At 63.4% G+C, this 25,836-nt stretch carries 21 protein-coding genes; 11 read left to right on the top strand and 10 right to left on the bottom strand.

The genetic code is table 11. The annotated features are described in order from the left end of the window. Positions 1-640: 640 nt before the first annotated feature. Entirely contained in the window at positions 641-3,091 is a 2,451-nt protein-coding gene (locus tag LMTR3_RS25980; protein WP_065747798.1) for an adenylate/guanylate cyclase domain-containing protein, read from the bottom strand. Between the two features lie 173 nt (positions 3,092-3,264). Continuing rightward, positions 3,265-5,331, bottom strand: coding sequence for an AsmA family protein (locus LMTR3_RS25975; RefSeq protein ID WP_065747797.1), 2,067 nt, complete (start codon positions 5,329-5,331; stop codon positions 3,265-3,267). A gap of 217 nt (positions 5,332-5,548) precedes the next feature. On the opposite strand from LMTR3_RS25975, the gene LMTR3_RS25970 reads away from it, so the two are divergent. Together LMTR3_RS25970 and LMTR3_RS36810 are read left to right on the top strand one after the other, a co-directional pair. Beyond that, positions 5,549-6,223: a Crp/Fnr family transcriptional regulator gene (locus LMTR3_RS25970; protein ID WP_065747796.1), complete on the top strand. Its 675-nt coding sequence runs from the start codon at positions 5,549-5,551 to the stop codon at positions 6,221-6,223. Between the two features lie 270 nt (positions 6,224-6,493). Next, entirely contained in the window at positions 6,494-6,778 is a 285-nt protein-coding gene (locus LMTR3_RS36810; protein WP_084029803.1) for a type II toxin-antitoxin system RelE/ParE family toxin, read from the top strand. A 32-nt stretch (positions 6,779-6,810) separates the two neighbouring features. On the opposite strand, the gene LMTR3_RS25965 is transcribed toward LMTR3_RS36810, so the two are convergent. The 4 genes from LMTR3_RS25965 to LMTR3_RS25950 all read right to left on the bottom strand — a co-directional run bounded on the left by LMTR3_RS25965 (position 6,811) and on the right by LMTR3_RS25950 (position 13,331). Beyond that, a complete protein-coding gene (locus tag LMTR3_RS25965; RefSeq protein WP_065747795.1) occupies positions 6,811-9,960 on the bottom strand; it encodes an efflux RND transporter permease subunit in 3,150 nt (1,049 codons plus the stop codon). Further along, positions 9,960-10,883 (bottom strand): efflux RND transporter periplasmic adaptor subunit, encoded by a 924-nt coding sequence (locus LMTR3_RS25960; RefSeq protein WP_065747794.1) that lies wholly within the window; start codon positions 10,881-10,883, stop codon positions 9,960-9,962. Before LMTR3_RS25960 ends, LMTR3_RS25965 begins: the two co-directional genes overlap by 1 nt. Before the next feature lie 145 nt (positions 10,884-11,028). Beyond that, positions 11,029-11,700: an OmpA family protein gene (locus LMTR3_RS25955; protein ID WP_065747793.1), complete on the bottom strand. Its 672-nt coding sequence runs from the start codon at positions 11,698-11,700 to the stop codon at positions 11,029-11,031. A 149-nt stretch (positions 11,701-11,849) separates the two neighbouring features. After that, on the bottom strand, positions 11,850-13,331 hold the full coding sequence (locus LMTR3_RS25950) for a caspase family protein (RefSeq protein WP_065747792.1): 1,482 nt from the start codon (positions 13,329-13,331) through the stop codon (positions 11,850-11,852). A gap of 495 nt (positions 13,332-13,826) precedes the next feature. On the opposite strand from LMTR3_RS25950, the gene LMTR3_RS25945 reads away from it, so the two are divergent. The 3 genes from LMTR3_RS25945 to LMTR3_RS25935 are packed head-to-tail and all read left to right on the top strand — an operon-like array spanning position 13,827 to position 15,884. After that, positions 13,827-14,633 carry an N-acyl homoserine lactonase family protein gene (locus LMTR3_RS25945; protein WP_065747884.1) on the top strand — a complete coding sequence of 269 codons (807 nt, stop codon included), beginning with the start codon at positions 13,827-13,829 and terminating at the stop codon, positions 14,631-14,633. A gap of 12 nt (positions 14,634-14,645) precedes the next feature. Then, positions 14,646-15,527, top strand: a complete 882-nt coding sequence (locus LMTR3_RS25940; RefSeq protein ID WP_065747883.1) for an NAD(P)-dependent oxidoreductase — start codon at positions 14,646-14,648, stop codon at positions 15,525-15,527. A 12-nt stretch (positions 15,528-15,539) separates the two neighbouring features. Then, the gene (locus LMTR3_RS25935; protein WP_065747791.1) at positions 15,540-15,884 is read left to right on the top strand and encodes a RidA family protein; all 345 of its coding nucleotides are present in this window, start codon (positions 15,540-15,542) and stop codon (positions 15,882-15,884) included. Positions 15,885-15,908: 24 nt separating this feature from the next. On the opposite strand, the gene LMTR3_RS25930 is transcribed toward LMTR3_RS25935, so the two are convergent. Continuing rightward, positions 15,909-16,436, bottom strand: a complete 528-nt coding sequence (locus LMTR3_RS25930; RefSeq protein ID WP_065747790.1) for a MarR family winged helix-turn-helix transcriptional regulator — start codon at positions 16,434-16,436, stop codon at positions 15,909-15,911. 213 nt (positions 16,437-16,649) lie between these two features. On the opposite strand from LMTR3_RS25930, the gene LMTR3_RS25925 reads away from it, so the two are divergent. The 5 genes from LMTR3_RS25925 to fahA all read left to right on the top strand — a co-directional run bounded on the left by LMTR3_RS25925 (position 16,650) and on the right by fahA (position 22,325). After that, positions 16,650-18,263: an FAD-dependent oxidoreductase gene (locus tag LMTR3_RS25925; RefSeq protein ID WP_065747789.1), complete on the top strand. Its 1,614-nt coding sequence runs from the start codon at positions 16,650-16,652 to the stop codon at positions 18,261-18,263. Between the two features lie 9 nt (positions 18,264-18,272). Continuing rightward, positions 18,273-18,503: a DUF2783 domain-containing protein gene (locus tag LMTR3_RS25920; protein WP_065747788.1), complete on the top strand. Its 231-nt coding sequence runs from the start codon at positions 18,273-18,275 to the stop codon at positions 18,501-18,503. Positions 18,504-18,539: 36 nt separating this feature from the next. After that, positions 18,540-19,496 carry an MBL fold metallo-hydrolase gene (locus LMTR3_RS25915; RefSeq protein ID WP_065747787.1) on the top strand — a complete coding sequence of 319 codons (957 nt, stop codon included), beginning with the start codon at positions 18,540-18,542 and terminating at the stop codon, positions 19,494-19,496. Positions 19,497-19,499: 3 nt separating this feature from the next. Further along, the gene (hmgA, locus tag LMTR3_RS25910) at positions 19,500-20,846 is read left to right on the top strand and encodes a homogentisate 1,2-dioxygenase (protein ID WP_065747786.1); all 1,347 of its coding nucleotides are present in this window, start codon (positions 19,500-19,502) and stop codon (positions 20,844-20,846) included. Between the two features lie 207 nt (positions 20,847-21,053). Next, on the top strand, positions 21,054-22,325 hold the full coding sequence (fahA, locus tag LMTR3_RS25905; protein WP_065747785.1) for a fumarylacetoacetase: 1,272 nt from the start codon (positions 21,054-21,056) through the stop codon (positions 22,323-22,325). A 130-nt stretch (positions 22,326-22,455) separates the two neighbouring features. Here the strand turns inward: fahA and LMTR3_RS25900 are convergent, their stop codons facing one another. Both LMTR3_RS25900 and LMTR3_RS25895 read right to left on the bottom strand, forming a co-directional pair. After that, complete coding sequence (locus LMTR3_RS25900) at positions 22,456-22,767, bottom strand: DUF1272 domain-containing protein (protein ID WP_065747784.1); 312 nt, start codon at positions 22,765-22,767, stop codon at positions 22,456-22,458. A 110-nt stretch (positions 22,768-22,877) separates the two neighbouring features. After that, complete coding sequence (locus LMTR3_RS25895) at positions 22,878-23,342, bottom strand: Lrp/AsnC family transcriptional regulator (RefSeq protein ID WP_065747783.1); 465 nt, start codon at positions 23,340-23,342, stop codon at positions 22,878-22,880. Positions 23,343-23,464: 122 nt separating this feature from the next. Here LMTR3_RS25895 and hppD point away from each other — a divergent pair, with 122 nt between their 5' ends. Further along, positions 23,465-24,583 carry a 4-hydroxyphenylpyruvate dioxygenase gene (gene hppD, locus LMTR3_RS25890; protein ID WP_065747782.1) on the top strand — a complete coding sequence of 373 codons (1,119 nt, stop codon included), beginning with the start codon at positions 23,465-23,467 and terminating at the stop codon, positions 24,581-24,583. Between the two features lie 109 nt (positions 24,584-24,692). On the opposite strand, the gene LMTR3_RS25885 is transcribed toward hppD, so the two are convergent. Next, entirely contained in the window at positions 24,693-25,799 is a 1,107-nt protein-coding gene (locus LMTR3_RS25885; RefSeq protein WP_065747781.1) for a CaiB/BaiF CoA transferase family protein, read from the bottom strand. Positions 25,800-25,836: the final 37 nt, after the last annotated feature.

The raw sequence follows: 25,836 nt of genomic DNA, 5'->3' as shown, positions 1-25,836 counted from the left end.
AAGTCGTGTGGTCCTGACGTTCGCGGTGCTGGCGTCAAGTTCGTGAGAAGCGAAGCTTCTCAGGGGCGACGGAGGCAAGAAAGCCGTTCTCCGGGGAGATCACGTATAAGCCGTAAGCCATTGCGCAGGGAAGGCCGGAGTGTTTCCGCTGGACCTGTATGCTCGTGTGGCATTTTCTTTATGCGCAAATCGCGCGCGAGACCGCGGGTGCAGCGAGCACCCGGTCTTCCCTGCGCCCTCTGATTTTTGTGAGGGCGAGCGAATAGAGCAAATCCTCGCGCGCAACGGCGCTGCGGGAGGATTTGGTGTGTGTTTGTTCCGCCGTCATTGCGAGGAGCGAAGCGACGAAGCAATCCATGCATCCGTTCTGCCGCGCCATGGATTGCTTCGCTTCGCTCGCAATGACGACGGAGAGAACGTTCCGGGCTGTTTGAAATTCTGAAGCGAGCGCACGGCGCATTCGCCGTCGTCCCTGCCTCCGTGCGCAACCGCGCACTCGGCGCAGGGACCCATACGCCGCGGCCGGCGTAAGGGGCACGCGGGGAGACGGCTTGTTTCAACAAGTCCGAGCAGTGGTTATGGGTCCCAGCGTTCGCAGGGACGACGGAAACGTTCGCAGGGATGACGGGAGGGGACGCGGCTACTGCATCTTCTTCCGTCGTGCCGCCGCGGCGGCATCGACGACGTTGTCGACCGACTCGCGCCAGGCGATGATCTCCGCCGCCAAAATCGGATGATTGAATCCCTTCAGATTCAGATCATCGATCGGGCGGCCCTCGACCCATGGCTCGACCATGCCGTAGACGCGGCGGCTCACCACGATCTGGTTGGCCTTGGCTTCGTCGCAGAGTCTCGACGCGAGATTGGTCACGCTGCCGATCGCGGCGTATTCCAGGCGTTGCTCGAAGCCGATCTGGCCGAGGGTGGCGTAGCCGAGCGCAATGCCGATACCGAAGCCGAGATTGTGGCCGCGGTTGCGCCACTTCTCGGTCAGGCCGCCGATGGTGTCGCGCATTTCCACCGCCATCCGCACCGCGCGCGCGGTGTGGTCCTCGAACTGGATCGGCGCGTTGAACAGGATCATCACGCCATCGCCGGCATAGCGGTCGAGCGTGCCCTCATACTTGAAGATCAGTTCGCCGAGCGCTGCGTGATATTCGCGCAGCACGTTCATCGCCTCTTCCGGCTCGGTGGTCTCGGTGAACGCGGTAAAGCCGCGCAGGTCGCAGAACACCACCGTCACCTCGCGGCGGTGGCTGTCGAGCAGGCCCTCATGGCCGTCGGAGGAGGCGATCAGTTGCGCCACCTGCGGCGCCAGGAAACGCTCCAGCCGCCGGATGCGCTCGATCTCGCCGAGCTGCGTCTCCACGCGCTCCTCCAGCGAGCGGTTCCAGTCGCGGAGCTGGTCGGTCTGCTCCTGCAGCTTGCTCGCCTGTTCGCGCACGATGTCGTTGGCGGCGAGCAACTCATGGCTCTTGTGGTCCACTTCGGAAAACAGCCGCGCATTGCGCATCGCCAGCACTGCCTGGTGAGCAAAGGTCTTCATCAGGCCGATCAGATTGGCGGAGAATTCGCCTTCGTTCCGCCGCAGCACCACCAGCGATCCCAAGATGCCGGTCTGATCGACCAGCGGCACCACCAGCACCGAGTGGAAGCCGGCTTCCATTGCGACATCGCGCAGCGGATGTTCGGGCGTTGCGCCAAGCTGCGGGATCGCGATCGGCTCGCCGCTGGTGGCGGCTTCGCCGAGCGGCGAATGGTCGGCGTCGATGGCGCGATGGCGGCCTTCGGCAGCCTTGTCGATGCCGATGGCCTCAGTGAGGCTGAACTGATGATTGCCGGCGTCATAGCCATAGATCAGCACGGCATCGGCATGCGTGATCTCGAGCGCGCGCGCGGCGACCGTGGGCAGCACCGCGTTGAGATCGAGCGAGGAGGCGACCGCGCGGCCGACCTCCTCGAGCACCTTGAGCTCGTTGATCGATTGCGCCAGGTCCCGCGTCCGCTCGTTCACCTTGGTTTCGAGGTTCGAATAGGTCTCGGCGAGCTGCCCGGCCATGCCGTTGAACTGGTTGGCGAGCTCCTCCAACTCATCCGACGTCTTCACCTCGATGCGGTGGCCGAAATCGCCGGCGCCGAGCCGCCGCGCGCCGGCCTGCAGCGCGGTGATCGGCACCAGCAGGCGCCGTGCCATGATGGTGCCGGCGATGATCGCGACTACGAGGCCAAGCGCGATCAACAGCGCGATTCGCACGAGCTGATCGCGGATCGGCGTCAGCGCCTGCGCCGTCGGCTGTTCGAAGAACACGCGCCAGCCGAGTTTCGGCACCAAGCTCGATGTCGTCAGCACGGCATCGCCATTGGCATCGGTGCCCGACCTTGGCGCGACGCCGCCGGGCTTGCTGACGGCAGCGACCTGCGGCAGCGCCGACAGATCCTTGCCGACCTCGGGCCCGTTCGAGGACCTGGCCAGCACCTCGCCCTTGGCGTCCGTGACATAGGCATATGCCACCCTGCCGACCTGGGCGTCGATCAAAAATTCGGAGAGGAAATCGAGATCGATCTCGGCAACCGTGATGCTGCCGTCGGCATGCGACAGCGCGATCGACATGAACGGCTGCTGGTCGCGCAGATAGGCCGGGGCAAAGCTGGTGCCGCGCGAGACGGTTTCGGTAAAGCGGACATCGCGGGAGAAATCGGCGTTGCTGCCGAGCGTGACGGTCTGCCGCGTCAGGCGGAGCTGCTCGCGGCCGTTACTGCCAAGCAGCGAGAGCTGGCTGACCTGCGGCACCTGCCGCAGCAATTGTGTGTAGTCGGCGCGGCGATCCTCGATCGTCTTGGTGGAGGCGCGCGTCACCCAGGAGATCTGCCGCTCCAGCTCGGAGACCGATTGCGCGATCCGCTTGGCGGTCGCCTCCGCCTTATCCGACATGCCGTCGTGGAGCGAGCTCTTGATGCCGCGATAGGTGATCCAGATTTCCATCGCGCCGTTGATGGCCAGCACGAACACGACGAGCCCGACCAGCGCGACGACGTATTTGGCAAACAGCCCTTCGCGCCGAAACTTTGCTCTATCGTTGCCCTCGCTCATCCGGACCCTCGTGCGTCACGCCCTTGAGCATGCGCATCCGTTCGTCGCTTGCTGCGGGGCCGGCCGCAATCGGGGCCCCGGATGAGGCCTGTTTAGCACGAATTGAGGGGGCTGGCGGACCCTCCGCCGGCATGGTTAGCCCGGATTTCAGGCAGGAAACGGGGCCGTGGGCCTCACCGATTGAACAACTGGCGCAACACCTCGTTCATCGGCTGGCTGTCCTGCTGCGCCGTCGTATCGCTCGGTGGTGCTGCGGGAGTTGCCGGCTCGGCCGGCGCGGCTTGGGCCGGCGCCTCGGCTGGCGAAGTCGGCGTCAGGCTCCGCTGACCGCCCGGGCGCGCGCCGCCTTGAGGCTGGCTCTGGCCCAATCCACCCAGGCCCTGAATGAGATTGCCGATGGTCTCACCAAGCTGGCCGCCGAGCGGATCATTCTGTCTGCCGCCCGTCTGGCCGCTGCCGGGCGCAGTGCCCTGTCCGCCGGCCGCACCCTGTTGTCCGCCGCCGAGCAGGTTGCCGATTGCAGCGCCCAGCCCGGCGCCGTTCGCGCCGAACAGGCCCTTGCCCATCTCCCTCAGCTTGGCATAGGCGGCGTCGGGATTATCGAGAATGCCCTGCATCTCCGGATAAATCCGCGGGCTCCCCCACGGTCCCTCGATCATCACGGGAATGCCGAGCCCGACCGGATCGCTGACGCGGCCCTGGCCTTCGGTGGTCATCACCAGTTTCGGCTCGACACGGAAGCCGATCTGCTTGGTGCCGAGATCGATGGTGCCGACGCCGGTCATCTTCACCAGCGGGCCGACGAGGTTGAGATCGGTGGTCTGCGCCTGCCCCTTGTCGACCTTGAACGACGCCGAAAGCTGGCTGAGGTCCGTCGCCTTCTCATCGCTCTCCTGCCAGCCCGACAGCGTGCTCGCCGTCAGCGAGCGGATCATTTGCGCGACATTGAGCCCCTTGATGGCGCCGTCCTGGAACACGACGAAGGCGGTGCCCGCCATGTTCGACATGATCGCGCGCTGGCTGGTACCGTTGGAGCGCACGCTGATCTTCGCCTGCATCCTGCCGTCAATCCTGTCGAAATCGGCAAGGCCATCCAGCAGCGGCAGCGCGCGAACGCCGGTGAGGTCGGCCCGCATCGCATAAGTGGGATTGGCGGTGGAGACGTCGACGGTCAGGTCGCCATTGGCGTTGCCGTCATAGGCGCCAAGGTTGGAAACCTGCGCCTTCAAGACGCCGCTTGCGAGCGTGGCGTCGATCGCGGCAGGGGTGAAGCGCGCGTCGCCGATCTTGAGTTCGGCCGCAGAAATGCGCGCCTGCAGGTCGACGTAGTTGAGCCCGTTGACGTCGATCGTTGCGTTGCTCCAGGGCTGGCCTGAGGAAGAATCGGTGCTGCGCGGCATCGCGACCGTGAGCTTCTGGAAATCGAGGTCGAGCTTCACGAGCGGCTTGCTCGACAGATCGACCGAGGCCCAGCCGTTGAACGCGCCGTCGCCGAGGGCGCCGGTGACGCCGTTGATCATCACGACCGAGCCGTTGAGCCGGGCTTCGGCCTTGGCTGTGAGCTGCGCGTGCAACAGGCCCGGCGCATCGATCTTGATCTCGGCCGGGATGTTCTGCCGTTCGACCGGGGCGGCGGGCAGCGCCGCCTTGGCTTCGACTTTCAGCGGATGGCCGCCGCTGCGCGCGCTGCCTGATAGCGTGACCTTGCGGTCCGCATCAATCGTGATGTCGGCGTTGACGGTCTCGATCCTGTTCTCGACGCGGTCGCGCAGATTGGAGAACACGATGGTGCCGCCGGTGACGCTGACATGCTCGATCGAAAAGGCGTCCGCCGTCTTGCCGCCGGCGGGCTTCGAGGGAGGATTGGCCTCCCTGACGCGCTCGCGCTTCAGGGGCAAATTCACCACCGGGCGAATGATGACGAGTTCGGTGATCTGCGGCCGGCCGGCCCACAGGCTCGCCAGCGTCACGTCCGCCTCGATGCTCGAGGCCGTGAAACGATGGTTGATGTCGCGATCCCTGGGATCCTGCAGCGTGACATCGTTCAGCCGGATGTTGAGCTGTGGCCACAGGCCGATCTTGGCGCCGCCATTGATGGCGAGCTTGTAGCCGGTCTCGCGCTCGATCCGCTCCTGGATCTCGGCCTTCAGGTAGCCCGAGGGGATGCCGATCACCAGCAGCAGCGCGATGACGACGATCACGGCGGCAATGATGGCGCCGGCAATTTTCAGTGCTCTCATATCGACATTCCAGACCGCGCAAACGGCTCTTATTTCGGTGGCTCGACACGCCGTCGCAACCGGTCGGGCGAGCTTATCCCGGAAAGGGATAGCGCCCAATGCAGCCAAAAATAATCCGGGGGTACTGCAAAGTTATGTGACTTATGACACACTCGTCGGCAGGGGAATCCTGCTAACGGCGTTCGGGGGCGGTGGAGCCGATCTGGAAGGCGATACAATGACTAAACAGGCCGAATTTGCGGTCATTTTGAAAATGAACCCGATGTTTGCGGATTTGGGCGCCGACGAATTGCAGCGCATCTCCGGCCTTTGCCACACCCAGCAGCTCGGCGTCGGCGAAATGTTGTTCCAGAAGGGCGATCCCGGCGACGCCCTGTACGGCGTCCGCCGCGGCCAGATCCGGATCGAAACCGGCGCCTCCGACGGCAGCCGCCTGACGTTGAATTTCATGGGCTCCGGCGATCTCTTCGGCGAAGTCGCCGTGCTCGACGGTCAGAGCCGTACCGCGGACGCCACTGCCGGCGAGCCGTCGGAACTGTTCGTGCTGCGGCGCGAGGATTTCCTCGCCTTCCTGGAACGCGAGCCCAAGGTCGCGATCAAGATCATCACGCTGTTGTGCCAGCGCATCCGCTGGCAGAGCGAACGGATGGAAGAATCCGTGCTGCAGCCGCTGCCGGTCCGGCTGGCGCGGAGGCTCGTTGCGCTCGCTTCCGATTTCGGTTCCGAAGTTCACATCTCGCAGGAGCAGCTCGGAGTCTTCGTCGGCGCCGCTCGCGAAAGCGTCAACCGACAATTGCAGCTCTGGCGCAAGGACGGCATCTTGGACCTGCAGCGCGGGCGGATTTTGCTGCAGAACATGACCAAGCTGACGGCGGTGGCAAGGAACGAGTAGGTTCCCATCCATCGTCAGGCATTGCCCCCTGTGGTATGATGAACGCATGAACAGAATACTTAAAGAAATGATCGAGCACGCCGAGACCTAGCCCCTCGAGGACCAGGAGGAACTTGCCGAGTACGCCCGCGAAATCGAGGCACGCCGGACCGGCCTCTATACGATGTCCGACGACGAGCGGGCGGCTGTCGGGAAGGGACTGGCAGAGGCCGACCGCGGGGAATTCGTGTCGGATGAGCAGGTTGCCGAAGCCGACAAGCGTCATGAAGGATAAGAATACGCTACACGCCCGCGGCGTTCTCTGATCGAGAGCAAATATTGCAGTATTTGAGAGAGCGATCTGTCGGCGGCGCGAAGAACGTAGCGGCCAGCATTCGCGAGACGGTAGCGCAGCTCAAAGACCATCCGCACAGCGGCTACCGGACAGATGATCCCGATGTGCGGATGATATTCGTCGCTCGATATCCGTACAAAATATTCTATCGAGTTCGAGACGCCGTGGAGATCTTGCACATCCGGCACACATCTCGCAGAGCCTGGAAGAACGATAGGTAGCGGGGATCGCTCGGATCGGCCAAGGCTGCTCCTCACTCCGCCGCAGGCGACATCGCGGGCGGACCCTTGGCCGGCGGCTCGCCGTGATGGTCCGATCCATGATCACCAGACTCAGTCTCCGCGCTGGAGACGATCAGCTTCTTGCCGAGGCGCCAGCACAGGGCGCCGAAATCGTCCATCACCATGAACATCGCGGGCACGAACACCAGCGACAGGATGGTGGAGAAGATCAGGCCACCGATCACCGCGAGCGCCATCGGCGAGCGGAATTCACCGCCGGCGCCGAACGCCAGTGCTGACGGCATCATGCCCGCGGCCATTGCGATCGTGGTCATCACGATCGGGCGGGCGCGCTTCATACCGGCGTCGATCATCGCGTCTTCGCGCTTCCTGCCCTCGCGGATCGCCGCACTCGCGAATTCGACCAGCATGATGGCATTCTTGGTAACGATGCCCATCAGCATCAGGATGCCGATCCACACCGGCGTGGTGAGCTGCTTGCCGGTCAGCAGCAACGCCGCGATCGCGCCGCCGATCGAGAGCGGCAGCGAGAACAGGATCGTGATCGGTTGCAGGAAGGTGCCGAACAACAGCACCAGCACCGCATAGACCATCATCAGGCCGGCAGTGATCGCAGTCGCAAAACCTTCCGACAATTCGTTGAGGCTCTCGGCGTCGCCCGACGGGCTGACCTTCACACCCTTCGGCAGGCTCTTCATGACCGGAAGGTCGTAGATCATCTTGGTGGCATCGCCGAGGGCTGCGGTGCCGACGAGGTCGGCGGCGACGGTTGCCTGCCGTTCGCGGTCGTAACGGTTGATGCTGGTCGGGCCCTGATCGAGCTGGATGTCGGCGACGACGGATAGCGGCACGCCGCCGCGTTCGCCGCGCTGACCGAGCGGTACCCGCAATTGCTGCAGCATCTGCAGGTCGCTGCGCGCACTGTCTTCGAGCTGGACACGGATCGGCACCTGACGGTCGCCGGCATCGAATTTTGCCAATGCCGGTCCGACGTCGCCGATGGTGGCGACGCGAATCGTCTGTGACAGGCTCTCCGTCGAAACGCCTAGCCGGGCCGCCAGTTCGGCGCGCGGACGGATGCGAAGCTCGGGCCGGTCGAGCGCGGTTTCCGAGATCACGTTGGCGATGATCGGAATCCGCTTCATCTGCGTCGCCAGCTCGCTGGCGACGTTGTTGACGATATTGCTGTCGGCGCCGGTCACAACAAGCGAAATCGCGCGCAGGCCGTTTTCGTCGAGGAACCAGAAGCGAATATCAGGAACGTTTTCCAGTTCCCGGCCGATCTCGAGTTCGAGCTGCCGCTGGGTGATGTTGCGATCGGCCTTCGGCGTGTAGTTGATGATCAGCGCGGCGCGGCGGACTTCCTGCGTTCCCGGCGGCACGCGCCCGCCGTCGACGAAGATGCTCTTCACCTCGGGGCGCTTGCGCAGCCGGGCGACGATTTCTTCAGTGACCTTTTCGGTGTAGGCGAGCTGTGAGCCGGGCGGCAATTCCATTGCCAGCAGCGAGCGTGCGGTGTCCTGCGCCGGCAGGAAGCCTTGCGGCAGCAGCGTGATGCTCCAGATCGAGGCGGCAAAAACGCCGAAGCCGATCAACACCGTGATGAAATAGTGCCGCACCGACCAGGTCACGAGTTTGCTGTAGGTCTGCAGGATGCGCCCGGGCGGCGGGTCTTCGTGCGGGTGATCCTTGAGGAAGTAGGCGGCGAGCACCGGCGTCACGAAGCGTGCCGCCAGGAGCGAGAAGAACACCTGCACCGACACGGTGATGCCGAACTGTTTGAAGAACTGTCCCGCGATACCGGACATGAAACTGGCGGGAGCAAAGATCGCAATGATGGTCAGCGAAATCGCGATCACCGCGAGGCCGATTTCATCGGCAGCTTCGAGCGCCGCGCGATAGGGCGACTTGCCCATGCGCATGTGGCGCACGATGTTCTCGATTTCGACGATGGCGTCGTCGACCAGAATACCCGTCGACAGCGTAATGGCGAGGAAGGAGACGAGGTTCAGCGAGAAGCCGAGCAGGTCCATCGCCCAGAACGCCGGGAAGATCGACAGCGGCAGTGAGATCGCGGCGATAATGGTGGCTCTGATATCGCGCAGGAACAGCAGCACGACGATCACCGCGAGGATCGCACCTTCGAACAAGGTCGAGATCGCCGCATCGTAGTTGCCCTTGGTGAAGTTGACCGAGGTGTCGATCAGTTTCAGGTCGACGTCGGGATAGGCGACCTTCAGCGCATCGATGCGCTTCTGCACGGCCTCCGCCACCACGACGTCGCTGGCGCCTTTGGAGCGCTTGATGCCGAGCGCCACCACCGGTTCGCCGTTGAAGCGGGCAAAGGTCCGGCGATCGGCAATGGTGTCGGTGACGGTGCCGAGGTCGTCGAGCCGGACTTCGCCGCCGCCGAACAGCGGGATCATCGTGCCGGCGAGATCGTTCAGTGTCTTGGCGCCCGCCAGCGTGCGGATCGCCTGGTCGTTCTTGCCGATTTCGGCACGGCCGCCGGCGAGGTCGACATTGGTGCCGCGAAGGATCTGGCTGACATTAACGGCGGTGAGCCCGGCCGCCTGCAGCCGGTCGGGATCGAGCGAAACGAGAATTTCGCGCTCGACACCGCCGATGCGCTCGACCTGCGCGACGCCGCGGACGCCCTGCAGCGCGCGCTTGACGACGTCGTCGACGAAATAGGAAAGCTGTTCCGGCGTCTTGCCGGGCGAGATCGCGGCATAGGTGACGATCGGCAGGCCGATCACGTCGACGCGCTGGATCAGCGGCTCGTTGACGTTCTGCGGCAGGTTGGCGCGTACACGGGTGACGGCATCCTTGACGTCGTTCAGCGCGCGATCGGTGTTGGTTTCGAGCGCGAACTGGATCGTCGTCACCGACAGGCCGTCGGTGATTGAGGACGAAATGTGCCGCACGCCTTCCACGCCGGATACGCCGTCCTCGATGGTCTTGGTGACCTGCGCTTCCAGTTCGGCCGGAGCGGCGCCGAATTGCGCTACAGCGACCGAAATCACGGGGATGTCGGCGCTCGGCAGCCGCGTCACCGCGAGCTTGGTGAAGCTGACCCAGCCGAGCACCAGGAGAATGATTGAAAAGACGATCGAAGGAAGCGGGTTCCGGATCGACCAAGCCGAGATGTTCAAAGCCATTAGCGTGCCCGCGTGCGCTCGAGTTCATCGGCGAACATGGTCTTGACCTGGTCGCCGTCATGCAGCGAGGTGCCAGCATCGGCCACGACGGTTTCGCCGACGTCGAGGCCTTCAAGAATTTCAGTTGAGGTTTCGGAGGTCAGGCCGACCCGCACCTTTCGCGTCTCGATAGTGTTGCCCTTCACGACCTGCAGGGTCAGGCGGTCGATGGCGGTGCGCGGGACGGCGACGCCGCAGGAGCGCTTGGCATCGATATTGGCGCGGGCAAACATGCCGACCTTGAGGGAGGGATTGTTGTTCAGCGAAATCCGAACCTTGCCGAGTTGGGTGTTGCGGTCGATCTGCGGCGAGATCTGCCGGACCTTGCCGACGACATCGGGCGCATCGTCACGGCTGATGCGTACCGTCGCACCCGGATTGAGCTTGAGCAGATGAACGCTCGGCACTTCGGCCTCGAGCTCGATTTCATTGTTGACCGAAATGCGGAACATCGGGCCGGCCTGCGGCGAAGCCGGCGCGCCGACCGCAGTCCTGACTTCGGTGACTAGACCAGCAGCGGGGGCGCGAAGCGATATCGGTGCAGACCGGCCTCCCGGGGCTCCCGGCTGTTGCGGCGGCGGGGTGAGGCGCGCCATCTCCTGATTTTCGGTCACCGTATCGCCTTCCTTGACGAACAGATCAGTGACCCTGGAGCCCTCCTGATCGACGCCGATCTGGGCCTCGCGTCGCGGCACGATAAAGCCGGTGACGCGCACCATGTCGGAGAAACAGGCATTGGTGGATTTGGTCACGATCACCAGCGCCTTACCCGGCGTTTCCTTTTCTTCTGCGCGCGGACGGTGCTCGAACCAGTAATAGCCGACGGCGAGAGCGGCAACGAAGGCCACTCCGAGCGCAGGTTTAAGGTATTCGGAGAATTTCATCGCCGGATCAATCCAGACTGGAAGTCAAATCAAACAGGGCGCATTGGCTGGCCGCAGGCCTGCGATCTCGCCCAAAACGAATACGTCCCGCACGGGTGCTGCGGGACGTATTGTAGCCGCAAAATATCGGTCGGCGCCACGCCCCTTAGTTGGATGCGTTCGACGCCGTGGCCTTGTTTTCCATGTTCACGACTTGGACGCGGCGGTTCACTTCCGCCAGCGGCTGGCTCGGATCCTTGAGCTTGCTCTTGCCATATCCGACGGTGACGAGATCGGTGCCGTTGATGCCGTATTTGTCGACGAGATAGCGCTTGATGGCGTCGGCGCGGCGCTCGGAGAGATCCTGATTATAGGCTTCGCCGCCGGCCGCATCGGTGTGGCCTGCGACCACAAAGGTCGAGCCCTTGAGGTCGTTGTTGGTAAGCGCGCGGCCGAGCGCCTGAACCGATGGCAGCGACTTCGCGCTGATATCGGCCGAGTTGTAGTCGAAGTTGATTTCCAGATCGATCTTCGGCTTGTCCTTGACGATGGTGGCGATTTCCTCGCGCTCGGCGGTCGAAAGCGAACGCGTGGAGCGACCGCGGAATTTCTGAACCAATTTGCTTTCGGTGGCGACTGCAGTCGGGTCGACGGTCTGCTGCGGGCCGACCGAAAGGCCACGGGTGAGTGGCTTCTTCTCAGGTACCAGCGCGCGGATGATCTGGTCCTCGGTGACGTTCCTGCCCTGCGCGAGGGCAGTTCCCGCACTCAAGCAGGTTGCGGCACCGAGCGCTGCAACCGAGACGATAAGAGTTTTCCTTGCTGAGAAAGTTGCCATTGCCAGTCCCCCTCCTGCGGGCTTCCCACGCGGTTCTAAGGTCATCCAAATGAGCTGCCGCACCTTGGTTTGCGGCCGGCTGCTTTACTTTAGTCTGGGCGCCCGCCGCAGGGTTCGAGGCGCCGCCAGCCTTCATACCTAAAAAATCGTCACTGCACCCCGTAATCGGCGAATTCCTTGACGATATTGGGGTCCATCGCCTTCGCATTGTTAATGTCGAGATCGCCTTCCGAAATCGAGCCGTTGCGCTTCTTGGCAAGACCGCGGCCGTACAGCGACGACGTCAATCTCGGGTTGATCTTGAGGGCGGCGTCGAAATCAGCAATTGCATTCTTGTTCTGGCCGCTTTTCAGGTTGACGAGGCCGCGGCTATCGAGCGCGTCGACGAAATTCGGCCGCAGCCGCAACGCCTCGTTGCAATCCTTCAGTGCCGCCTGCAGGTCCCCGATCACCGTGCGGGCCCAGCAGCGGTTGTTGTAAGCTTCCACATCCTTCGGATTGAGCCGCAGCGAATTGTTGAAGTCCTTGATGGCGAGCTCGTAGGCGCCCTTGCTCGCATAGACCTGTCCGCGCCGGTACAGCGCGGCAGCATCGTCCGGATTGTCGTTGAGCCTGGTGGTCAGGTTCTTGATGGTCGGATCATCGGCCAGCGCAACCGCAGTCGGGCTGGGGCTCTCGACTGGCTTGGCCGGCGGCGGAGGCGGAGGAATCGCGGCTTCAACCGCCGGCTTCGGCGGCGCCGGAGGAGGCGGTGGCGGAGCAGGCGCGGCCACCTGGGGCGCGGCAGGTGCGGGAGCAGGGGGAGGAGCGGGTGCAGGCGCGGGGGGCGTTGGCGCTGCGGCCACCGGAGCCGGCGGCGGGCTCGCCGGCCGCGACCCGCCGCTGGGAATAAAGGAGAAATCCTCGGCCAGCGACGAAGAGATCCACGGCACCTGCTCCTGGCGCGAGGCGCGGGTGACGCCGACGCGGGTGCGGTTCAGCGTTTCCTCCGCCATCAAATCGGGGGTGCGGATTTCCTTGAGCAGCTCTTTCACAAACAGGCTGCGGTCGCTGCCATTGTCCGAAACGACCGACGAGAGCGCGGCCGAATACATTACCAGCGTGCCGTTCGGCGCGATAACCGGCGCAAGGCCGGCGGAAAAGCTGCGGAACCGGCGCTCGAACGGATTGCGCCTGCTGGCGTCGATCAGCGCGATCTTGACGCCCGCGCCGCGGCTGTTGATCTCCCCCAGCACGGTTTCAAGGCTGAAACCGTCGCGGCGAACATCGGCCTCGGTCCAGATCTGCGCATCGACGGGGATCATGTAGCTCTGGCGGCTCGACTGCACGCCAAAACCCGAAAAGAAGATCAGCGCGACCGAGCCGGGCTTGATCTTGCCGTACAGCCGCTCGAAGGCGCGGCGCATCTGCTCGCCGGTCAGGTTCTCGCCGATATCGACATTGAAGCCGTCGCGCTTGAGTTCTTCGGCGATGTCGCGCGCATCATTGATCGGTTCCTTCAGGGGCGCCTCGGCGTCCGGATATTTCGCGTTGCCGATCACCAGCGCATAACGTTCGCCGGCTGCGAGCGACGGGGCTACCGACGCGACGGCAAAAATCAGGGAAAGGAACAATACAAGGCGGGTTTTCATATTGACGGCAATCCAGCCAAAATGGCGCCGATACCAGCTTGCGCCGCGGCGACCTTACTCTACGCACTCTGCATTATCAAACCGCGCGCACAGCCCGTCAACCGCTTGCGATCTCGTCACTAATTGCGACGATAGACAGTGTTGACGGGCGGCAACACCTTAGGCGTGACTTGGTCTGTCCAGCCGGTTCCCGATCTGCTCGACCATCCTTTCGTCGGTGCCCGGCTGCGTCCGAATGCGACGGTTAGCCCGCCACCGGGTCTCGCCTTTGGCGAGTCCCGCCGCGGTTATCGAGTCCAGCGCCGCTGCTCTGGAGCGGGTCCCCTGCGGGTGACGACCACCATGGAAATGTGACCCCTCTCACGTCCTGCTCTGCAATGCCGCGCGGTCGTCATTCGCGCACCGCGTTTGACCTTTGCAGATGACAATGGCTTGCTGCCGGCATCGGCCAAGTTCAGCAAACAAAAAGTTCAGCACAAAAGAAAAGCGACACCGATGGGAAACGCCTACGAGATCTATGCCCTGCGCTATGCGACGATGTCGCCGCGCACCCCCCATTTGAATTTTCTGATCCCCGATCCGCACGAAACCACGGCGCAGGATCTGGACTACTTCGTCTGGCTGATCAGAGGGGGCGGCCGCGACATCCTGGTCGACACCGGCTTCAACGCCGAGGAGGCGAAGGCGCGTTCGCGCAAACTCACGCTCAATCCGGTCGACGCACTGGCCGATTTCGGCGTTGCCGCCGATACGATTCGCGACGTGATCGTCACCCATCTGCATTACGACCACGCCGGCAATCTCGACCGATTCCCGAACGCGCGGTTTCATCTGCAGGACCGCGAGATGAGCTACGCGACAGGACGCTGCATGTGCAACGGCATGTTGCGGCATCCGTTTTCGGTCGAGCACGTCACCACGATGGTGCGCCACGTCTATGGCGAGCGCGTCACTTTCCATTCCGGCGACGGCGAGATCGTCCCCGGCGTGACGGTACATCGCGTCGGCGGCCATTCCGATGGCCTGCAGGTCGTGCGCGTCGAAACTGCGCGGGGGCCGGTGGTGCTGGCGTCGGACGCTTCGCACTACTACGCCAATTTGCACAAGCGCAGCCCGTTTCCGATCGTCTACAATGTCGGCGACATGGCGCAGGGCTGGGAAATCGTCGAGCGGCTGGCCGGCCATCCCGACCGTTTCATTCCCGGCCACGATCCGATCGTGAGCGAGATCTACCCGCGCGCCAGCGACAAGGTCGACGCGTTCGCACTGCACCTGGCGCCGTCGCGTTCCTTTGCGAAATAACGGACGGTTATGATGCTAGCGTACAACACGATCGGCCTTATCGGCCTCGGCGTGATGGGCGAGCCGATCTGCCGCAATCTCGTGAAGAAGAGCGGCAAGCGTGTGATCGCGTTCGATCTTGCGGCCGAGCCGCTGGCTCGCCTGCAGGCCGAGGGAGCGGAGGCCGCAGGCTCCGTCGCCGACGTCGTCAGGCAAAGCGATTTGCTGTTCCTCTGCCTGCCAAGCGCCAAACATGTGCGTGCGGTGTTTGAGGGCGACGGTATCCTGAAGAACATCCGCAGCGGCCAGGTCGTCGTAGACCTCGGTACGTCGTCGGTTAGCCAGACCCGCGAATTTGCCAAGCTGCTGCAGGCCAAGGATGCGTCCTGGGCCGACGCGCCGATCGCGCGCACGCGCCAGGCGGCGCAGGACGGCACGCTCAGCGTGATGGTTGGCGCGACGCCCGCGCTTTATGCCGATATCGAGCCACTGATCCGTTGCTTTGCCACTGACGTCACCCATTGCGGCGACGTCGGCTCGGGGCAGGTGATGAAGATTCTCAACAACATGGTGCTGTTCGAAACCGTCAACGCGCTCGCCGAGGCGGTCGCTGTCGCGAAGCAGAACGGCGTCGACCCAAAGCTGTTGCTCGATACGCTATCCAAGGGCTCGGCCGACAGTTTTGCGCTGCGCAATCATGGCATGAAGGCGATCGTGCCGGGCAATTTTCCGGAACGGGCGTTCTCGACCGAATATGCGCTGAAGGATCTTTCCTATGCGCTGGAGCTGGCGGCCGATGCGGGATTGAAAATCCGCGGTGCGGAGCTGGTCGGTACGGTGTTGCAGGAAGCGATCGATGCCGGCTCGGGGGATAGCTATTTTCCCGTTATCGCGAAGCATATTGGCGGCCGCTAAACGGAGACAACCATGATCCAACGCTTTGCCGGGCTTACACCAACCCGCAGCCGCGCCGTTGCGCACGGCGATCTGGTGTTCACGGTGGCTGTCGCGCCTGATCCCGTCAGTCCCTCGATGTATGAGCAGAGCGTAAAGGCGCTCGCCCGGATCGACGAAAGCCTCGCATTGTGCGGGACGGACAAGAGCAAGATTCTCTCGGCCATCGTCTACATCGCCGACATCAAGCGGAAGGGCGAGATGAACCGTGCCTGGGATGAATGGGTCGATATCAAAAATCCGCCAATGCGGGCCTGCATCGGCGTCGATCTCGAGCCGCCGCATATCGTGGAGATCGTGGTGACGGCCGTGAAGTGAGCCTCGGCACAGCGCTCAAGCGGGTCAGTAAGCCTCCTTCGCGTCAGCCTCTTCGCTGGTCTGCACCAGGTCGAGGCTCGCCTCGACCTTCCCGAGCAGCCGCGCGAAATCCTTGCGCTCCTGCGCGGACAGGCAGGAGAGAATCTCCTGTTCCCTGCGCAGCAGCCGCGGGATCAATTCTTCGTAGAGTGCTTCGCCCTTGTGCGTCAGACGCAGGCGGAATTCGCGGCGGTCGTCCTCGTTCTCGACGCGCTCGATCATCTGCCGCTTCATCAGCGAGGTGACCGCGCGGCTGATGGTGGATTTGTGGGTGCGGGTGCAGTGGGCGATGTATTGCGCGCTGCAGGCATCGTGGCGGAAGCCGAGCGTCGCCAGCACGCGCCATTCCGGAATATCGAGCCCATAGCGCTCCGCATACTCGGCCGAGAGTGCGGAGCTGACTTCCGCCGCCAGCCGGTTGAGCCGGAACGGCACGAACTTGAACAGGTCCAGTCGTGCGGCCCTTTTCGGCGCGCTCTCTTCCCGCGGACCGGCCGCCATTTCGCCTGACATCGCTTTTGGCAAGAATCGCCTCGATTTGAGTTGACGCCGGCCCCGGCCGGGGGTTTAAGATAGTTGCAGGTGCGACTAATTTAGCAGGGTTGCAGGTCGCTAGCTATAGCGTTTTCGAGCGAAGCATGCCCTCGGACGTGATCCGGGGGTGGATACCGGTTCGCGTGAAGAAAACGCGTCGACACAAGATCTCTAGTCACGTGGTTGACCCGCATGGCGCTGACTAAGACCCAATTCGGCTATCGTCGCCACTCCGACCAGGATCGTGCGGGTGCGAACGTGGCCGAGCACGCGATCGTCGTGGTCGGCGCAGGTCCGGTAGGGTTGTCGCTGGCGATCGATCTGGCGCAGCGCGGGCAAGCGGTCGTGCTGCTCGACGACGCTGACCGGATCGGCGAGGGCTCGCGGGCGATCTGCTTCTCCAAACGCTCGCTGGAATTCTGGGACCGGCTCGGCATCGGCCAGCGCATGGTCGACAAGGGCGTGGTGTGGAGCGTCGGCAAAATCTTTCACGGCGACTCCCAGCTCTATCAGTTCAACCTGCTGCCCGAGGAGGGCCACAAGCGGCCCGCCTTTATCAACCTGCAGCAATTCTACGCCGAGGCCTATCTGGTCGATCGTGTCGAGGAACTCCCCGAGATCGATCTGCGCTGGCGCAACAAGGTGACCGGGCTCGAGCCGCACAACGACCATGTGGTGCTGACGATCCAGACGCCGGACGGCCCCTATCGGCTGGCGGCGCAATATGTCGTCGGCTGCGACGGCGCCCGATCCTCGCTACGGCAAATGGTGGGAGCGGAGTTTGCGGGTCAGGTGTTCGAAGACCAGTTCCTGATCGCCGACGTCAAGATGACCGCGGCATTTCCGACCGAGCGCTGGTTCTGGTTCGATCCGCCGTTCCACGCCGGGCGCTCCGCGCTCCTGCACAAGCAGCCCGATGATATCTGGCGGATCGACCTGCAGCTCAATCGCTTCGCTGATCCAGCGGTAGAAAAGCTGCCGGAGAACGTGCGGCCTCGCATCGCGCGCATGCTCGGCCACGACAAGTTCGATTTTGAATGGATCTCGCTCTACAAATTCCAGTGCCGGCGGATGAACAAGTTCATCCATGGCCGAGTGATCTTTGCCGGCGACGCCGCGCATCAGGTCTCGCCGTTCGGCGCGCGCGGCGCCAATTCCGGGCTCGAGGATGCCGAGAACCTGGCGTGGAAGCTCGATCGCGTGCTGAAGGGCATCTCACCCGAGGCGCTGCTCGAGAGCTACCACATCGAGCGCAGCGCCGCGGCCGACGAGAACATCCGCGAATCCACCCGCTCGACCGATTTCATGGCGCCCAACTCCCACCAGGAGGCGCGGCTGCGCAAGGCGGTGCTATCGCTCGCCAGGGAAACCGAGTTCGGCAAGCGCATGGTGAATGCGGGGCGTCTCTCGACGCCCTCGATCTACGAAACGCCGCTTTCGACCGCCGATAGCGATTCCTGGCGCGGCGGCCCGCGTCCCGGCGCGTCGATGCCGGATGCGCCCGTTGCAGGCCGGAGCGGCGAACCGATGTATCTCACCGATGCTTTCATCGGGGCGGGAACCGGGTTCACGCTGCTGGAGTTTAGCAATGGTGCTGCGCCGGAGCTGCCGGAAGGATTGGGCACTATCCAGGTCGGCGGCCTGGGTGGCCTTGCCGATTCTGCTGGTCTTGCCGCCAGTCGCTACGACGCCGAGCCCGGCACGACCTATCTGTTGCGTCCCGATGGCTACGTCGCGGCGCGCTTTCGGCATCCGACCCGGGCGACACTCGACGCCGCGCTCGCGCGTGCCGCCGGTCACAACTGAGGTTTCGTCATGGCGCTATCGACCAGTTCGAACTTTGCCAAGCCTGATGACGCGTTCCGCGCCATCGTCGAGGCGCATCGTGGACTGAACGACGAGCAAAGCGCCGATCTCGATGCGGCACTGGTTCTCATCCTCGCCAATCACATCGGCGACCTCGATGTGCTGAAGGAGGCGATTGCGCTCGCCGCTCGGCGGATGCTCGATGCGAGCCAGCAGCAACAGCAGCAGCAACAGCAATAGTAATTCGCGTCTCAAACGAAGTCAGGAATCGAATTGATGGCTAAAGGTTTTGCGTCCACCACCGATCTGGCGGAGAAGAAGATCACCTTTTCCGAAATCGGCACCGATCTTTACGCGTTCACCGCCGAGGGAGACCCGAATTCCGCGATCATCGTTGGCGACGACGGCTGCCTGGTGTTCGATGCCCAGGCGACGCCGGCGATGGCCAACAAGGTGATCGAGCGGGTACGCACCGTCACCGACAAGCCGATCAAGTATGTCGTGCTGTCGCATTATCACGCCGTCCGCGTGCTCGGCGCCTCCGCCTACAAGGCGCAGGGCATCGTGGCGTCGGCCGAAACCTACCGGCTGATCGAGGAGCGCGGCCAGCAGGATTGGGATTCCGAATACGGCCGTTTTCCCCGCCTGTTTCAGGATGCGCAGAGCATTCCCGGGCTGACCTGGCCGACGCTGACCTTTGAAGGCGAGATGTCGATTTACTTGGGAAAACGCGAGGTGCGCTTGATGCAGCTCGGCGCCGGGCATACGTCGGGCGATATCGTGGCCTGGGTGCCGGATGCCGAGGTGATGTTCTCCGGCGACCTCATCGAATATCACTCGGCCTGCTATTGCGGCGATGCGCATTTGCGTGAATGGCCGATGACGCTGAATGAAATTCGCGCCTTCAATCCGAAGGCGATCGCGCCGGGCCGTGGCGACGCGCTGAAGGGACTTTCAACCGGGCGCGACGCGATCGCGATGACGCGCGACTTCGTCACGACGCTCTATGGCGCCGCGGAAAGCTCGGTGGCCAGGGGCCGAACGCTGAAAGAGACCTTTGCCGCGACGCGCGAGGTGATGGATCCAAAATTTTCCAGCTTCGCCATTTACGAGCACTGCCTGCCGTTCAACGTCTCGCGCGCGTTCGACGAGGCTTCGGGAATAGATGATCCCGTGATCTGGACCGACAAGCGCGACCAGGAAATGTGGGCCGCCCTGCAAGGAGGAGGATAGACCATGAATATCAATACCTCGCCTGATCAGATCGTTCGCAGCAGCGCACAACTGACGCCGGGCTATATGTCCGGTTTCGGCAACAGCTTTGAGACCGAGGCGCTGCCCGGTGCGCTGCCGATGGGGCGCAATTCGCCGCAGCGCTGCGCTTACGGGCTCTACGCCGAACAGCTCTCCGGCTCGCCCTTCACCGCGCCGCGCGGCAGCAATGAGCGCTCCTGGCTCTATCGCATCCGCCCGTCGGTGAAGCATTCGGGCCGCTTTGCGAAAGTTGATGCCGGACTGTGGCGCACCGCGCCGTGTCACGAATATGACTTGCCGATCGCGCAACTGCGCTGGGATCCGGCCCCGATCCCAAAGGAAGACAAGACTTTCCTGCAGGGCGTGCAGACCATGACGACGGCGGGCGACGCCAATACGCAGGCCGGCATGGCCGCGCACGTCTATCTCATCACCAAGTCAATGGTCGATCAGCATTTCTACAATGCCGATGGCGAGATGATGTTCGTGGCGCAGCAGGGCAATTTGCGCCTCGTCACCGAGTTCGGCCGTATCGATATCGAGCCGGGCGAGATTGCGGTGATCCCGCGCGGCGTGAAATTCCGGGTGGAGATTCCGAATGGACCTGCGCGCGGCTATCTCTGCGAGAACTACGGCGGCGCCTTCACGCTGCCGGAGCGCGGGCCGATCGGCGCCAACTGCCTCGCCAATTCGCGCGACTTCCTCACGCCGGTCGCCAGCTATGAGGACAAGGACACGCTGACCGAGCTCTACGTGAAATGGGGCGGCTCGCTGTTCAAGACGACGCTGCCGCATTCGCCGATCGACGTGGTGGCGTGGCACGGCAATTACGCGCCCTACAAATACGATCTGCGCACCTTCTCGCCAGTCGGCGCCATCGGCTTCGACCATCCCGACCCCTCGATCTTCACGGTGCTGACCTCGCCGTCGGAGACCGCAGGCACCGCGAATATCGACTTCGTGATCTTCCCGGAGCGCTGGGCGGTCGCCGAAAATACCTTCCGCCCGCCCTGGTATCATATGAACATCATGAGTGAGTTCATGGGGCTGATCTACGGCGTCTACGATGCCAAGCCGCAGGGTTTTGTTCCGGGCGGAATCTCGCTGCACAACATGATGCTGCCGCACGGTCCCGACCGCGAAGCCTTCGATCACGCCAGCAATGGCGAGCTGAAGCCGGTAAAGCTGACCGGCACCATGGCCTTCATGTTCGAAACGCGCTTTCCGCAGCGGGTGACCCAGCACGCGGGGACGTCGGCGACGCTGCAGGACGACTACGCCGATTGCTGGAAGGGACTAGAGAAGCGGTTCGATCCGAACAAGCCGTGATCTCACCCTCCCCTGGAGGGGGAGGGTCGACGCGCGTGAAACGCGCGGCGGGGCGGGGTGACGGTCTCTCCACGTCCAACAGTGCCCGAGTGGAGAGATCACCCCACCCCGCCTCATATTTCGCTGCGCTCAATATGAGCCGACCCTCCCCCTCCAGGGGAGGGTGAAAAAAGCGCCTTCGCGATATCCAAGCCCATCGGGAAACCCATGCCCCACCCCAACGATCCCAAACTCCGCTCCTTCATCCCCGTCGCGCCCAATTCCCATTTCCCGATCCAGAATCTCCCTTACGGCGTGTTCTCCGCCAAGAACGGGCTCGCCCCGCGGGTTGGAGTAGCGATCGGTGACTACGTGCTCGATCTCTGGCAGCTCGCCCAGGACTGCCGGTTTGATGTGGTCGAGCCGGCGGTGTTCGCCGCGCCGCAGCTCAATGCGTTCATGGCGCTGGGGCCAAAGGTCTGGTCGAGCACGCGGGCGCGGATCAGCGAGCTTTTGCGGCACGACTATCCGGAGCTGCGCGACAACGAAGCCTTGCGCAGGCGCGCGCTGGTGCCGATGGCGGACGTGAAGCTGCACATGCCGTTCGCGGTCTCCGGCTACACCGATTTCTATTCGTCCAAGGAGCACGCCACCAATGTCGGCGTGATGTTCCGCGGCAAGGACAATGCGCTACAGCCGAACTGGCTGCACATGCCGATCGGCTATAACGGCCGCGCTTCGACCGTCGTGGTCAGCGGCACGCCGGTGCGCCGGCCGCGCGGCCAATTGAAGCCGCCGACCGCCGACATGCCGAGTTTCGGCCCCTGCAAGCGGCTCGATTTCGAACTCGAAATGGGCGTGGTGGTCGGCCAGCCATCGGTGATGGGCGAAATGCTCACCGAGAAGCAGGCCGAAGAGATGATCTTCGGTTTCGTCATCCTCAACGACTGGAGCGCGCGCGACATCCAGCAGTGGGAATATGTCCCGCTCGGCCCGTTCCAGGCCAAGGTGTTCGCGACTTCGATCAGCCCGTGGGTGGTGACGCGCGAGGCGCTGGAGCCGTTCCGCCTCAACGGCCCTGTGCAGGATCCGAAGCCGCTGCCGTACTTGCAGCAGGCGCAGCCGAACAATTACGACATGGCGCTGGAGGTGGACTTGCGCGCCGCGCCGATGAACGCGCCGAAAAATATCAGCCGCACCAATTTCAAATACATGTACTGGTCGTCGGTGCAGCAGCTCGTGCACCATGCGTCTTCAGGCTGTGCCATGAATGTCGGCGATCTCTTGGGGAGCGGCACCATCTCCGGTCCGGCGAAGGACCAGCGCGGCAGCCTGTTGGAGATAAGCTGGAACGGCACCGAGCCGGTCGAGCTGGCCGAGGGCGTGAAGCGCTCGTTCCTGGAAGATGGCGACTCACTCGTGATGCGCGGCTGGTGCCAGGGCAACGGCTATCGCGTCGGCTTTGGCGAGGTCGAGGGGACGATTTTGGCGGCGGGGTAGCCGTCATTGTGAGGCCGTAGGGTGGGCAAAGGCGCGTAGCGCCGTGCCCACCACCTATCCCGATGCGGATCTAGTGGTGGGCACGCTTCGCTTTGCCCACCCTACGCAACTTCGCAATGACGCGGATGGTTCACCGCTCCTGCGGCGGAATATCCCGCAGCCGCGCGCAATGCGCCGCGATATCTTCCAGCGGATACTTCAAATGCACCCGCTTGTCCGACGGCGGATGTTTCGTCACGCACACGCCCGGCCGTCGCTCGGTCGCGGGCCGGATCGGCCGCCGCTCAAAGCCGCCGCCGCAGTTCGGGCAGACATTATGCAGGTTGGTCTCGACGCAATCCGCGCAGAACGTGCATTCGTAAGAACAGATCCGCGCGTCGATCGCATTCGGCGGCAGGTCCTTGTCGCAATATTCGCAGTTCGGTCGGAGTTGCAGCGCCATGGCGGTCTCGTGGGGTGATTCTTACAGATCATCGCAAATGGGATCGGGAACGCGAATGACGAATTTCCCTCGATTTGGGCCATGCGGCCCCAGTGCCTCATCCAACCGCTTCACTTCAACGGCAGCCTCGAGCTCTCCTTCAGCCGGTCCAGCACGACCGACGAGCGGACGTGCGCGACGCTCTGATGCGGCATCAGCACGTTGTTGACGAGATCGGAGAGGTCCTTCAAGTCGCGCAGCACCACTTTCAGTACGTAGTCGGCGTCGCCCGTGAGCGAATAGGCCTCCTGGATATCGTCGACGCGGTTGACCAGTGCGCGGAATTTCTTGGCGTTGTCGGGCGAATGCGTCGCCAGCGTAATGTGAACGAAGGCGATGAGGTTGAAGCCGAGCGCCTCGCCGGCGAGGTCGGCGTGGTAGCCGGCGATCACCTTTTCCTCCTCGAGCCGCATCCGCCGCCGCGAGCATTGCGAGGCGGACAGGCCGACGAGGTCGGCGAGTTGCTGGTTGGTCAGCCGGCCGTCGTCCTGCAGCGCGGCCAGTATTTTGAGGTCGAAGGCGTCTACCGAGATCATGCGTAAAGCGGCCATTCTATGCACGATGTGTGCGTCACTATAGCCTAACGCGGGGCTGTTTGCATGCACTTTGCACCCATTTCGCCCGATATTGATCTAGATCAATTTACGGGAGTTTAGCCATGGGTCCGTTTCCGCACGATGCGCCGGCCGCCACCATCAGCGCCGACAATCCGATGGGCACCGACGGTTTCGAGTTCGTCGAGTATGCGCATCCGAGCCCGGAAGAGCTGCACGCGCTGTTCAAGCTGATGGGCTATGCGCCTGTCGCCCGCCACAAGACCAAGAAGATCACGGTCTATCGCCAGGGTGACATCAACTATCTCGTCAACGAGGAGCCGGGCACCCATGGCCATGGCTTCGTTGCCGCGCATGGGCCTTGCGCGCCGTCGATGGCGTTTCGCGTGGTCGACGCCAGGCAGGCCTACGAGCGCGCGCTCTCGCTCGGCGCGGAGCCGGCTGATGTTTCGTCCGCTCAGAAGACGCTCGACGTTCCCGCCATCAAGGGCATCGGCGGCAGCCTGCTCTATTTCGTCGATCGTTATGGCGCCAAGGGATCGGCCTATGATCTGGAGTTCGAATGGCTGGGTGCGCGCGATCCTCGACCCGCCGGCGCCGGGCTCTATTACATCGATCACCTCACCCACAACGTCCATCGCGGCCGCATGGACGTCTGGACCGGCTTCTACGAAAAGCTGTTCAACTTCCGCCAGATTCGCTTCTTCGACATCGAGGGCCGCGCGTCCGGCCTGTTCTCGCGTGCGCTGACCAGCCCGGACGGCAAGATCCGGATCCCGATCAACGAGGATGCCGGTGACTCCGGACAGATCGAGGAATATCTCAACATCTATCGCGGCGAGGGCATCCAGCACATCGCCTGCGGCGCGCGGGACATCTACCGCACCGTCGAGACGCTGCGCGAGGCCGGATTGCCGTTCATGCCGTCGCCGCCGGATACCTATTTCGAGAAGATCGACGCGCGCCTGCCGCAGCACGGTGAGGATGTCGCCCGACTGCAGCGTGACGGCATTCTCATTGACGGCGAGGGCGTGGTCGACGGTGGCCACACCAAGGTGCTCTTGCAGATCTTTTCCGCGAACGCGATCGGGCCGATCTTCTTCGAATTCATCCAGCGCAAGGGCGATGACGGCTTTGGTGAGGGCAACTTCAAGGCGCTGTTCGAATCGATCGAGGAGGATCAGATCCGGCGAGGTGTGTTGAAGGTGGACACCGCGGCGTAGCACCCAGCGTTGTCATTCCGGGGCGATGCGCAGCATCGAACCCGGAATCTCGACGTCGTAACCTCTAGATTCCGGGTTCGCTCGCTTTGCGAGCGCCCCGGAATGACGGCTATCTCTTCCACGCACTCATCAATTCGGCAATCTCCGCCTTCTCCGCATCCCGGATCGCCGACGGCGTGCGCGAGAAGCGTGGCGCGGGCGCTGGTTGCGTCACGCCGTGGCGCTCGACGAAAATCTTTCGCGCCGCCATGTGGGGATGCTTCGGCGCTTCCGCCATGGTCAGGATCGGCGCGAAGCAGATGTCGGTGCCTTCCATGATCTTGCACCAATCTTCGCGCGTCTTGCTCTTGAAGACCTTGGTGAGCTTCTCCTTCAGCGCCGGCCAGGCCTTGCGGTCCATCTGGGCGTCGAAATCGGCCTCGGTGAGGCCGGCATGCTGGCGCAGCAGCGCGTAGAACTGCGGTTCGATCGAGCCGATCGAAATGAAGTTGCCGCAGGAGCATTCATAGACGCCGTAGAAATGCGCGCCGCCGTCGAGAAAATTCTGCTCGCGGCCTTCGACCCAGCGGCCGATCGCGGTCATGTCGAAGAACATCGACATCAGCGACGCCGCGCCGTCGCACATCGCCGCATCGACCACCTGGCCCTTGCCGGACCTCGACGCTTCCAATAGCGCCGCCAGCACGCCGACCACGAGATAGAGCGCGCCGCCGCCGAAATCGCCGACGAGGTTGAGCGGCGGCACCGGCTTTTCCTTGGTGCCGATCGCCGCAAGCGCGCCGGTGACCGAGATGTAATTGATGTCATGGCCGGCCGCGTGCGCCAGCGGGCCTTCCTGGCCCCAGCCGGTCATCCGGCCGAACACCAGCCGCGGGTTGCGGGCCATTACTACATCGGGTCCGAGGCCCAGCCGCTCCATCACGCCGGGGCGAAAGCCTTCGATCAGCGCGTCGGCATAGCTAAGCAGATCGAGCACCTGCGCGACCGCGGCCTTGTCCTTGAGGTCGAGCTCGACCACTTTCCGGCCCCGCCCCGCCACCGACTTCAAATTCTTCTTCGCGCCGACGCGATCGAGCGTCACGACTTCCGCGCCCATGTCGGCCAGCATCATGCAGGCGAACGGGCCCGGGCCGATGCCGGCGAATTCGACGATGCGGAAGCCTGTGAGCGGGCCGGAGGTGCGGGTGGCGGACTGGGTGGCTGGTTGATCGAGCACGTTGTTTTCTCTCCCACGGGAACATCTTAATTAGTTG

Source organism: Bradyrhizobium sp. LMTR 3 (assembly GCF_001693485.1).
GTDB lineage: Bacteria > Pseudomonadota > Alphaproteobacteria > Rhizobiales > Xanthobacteraceae > Bradyrhizobium.
Note: the sequence above shows the minus strand (reverse complement) of the source record. Positions and strands in the feature narration are given on the sequence as shown.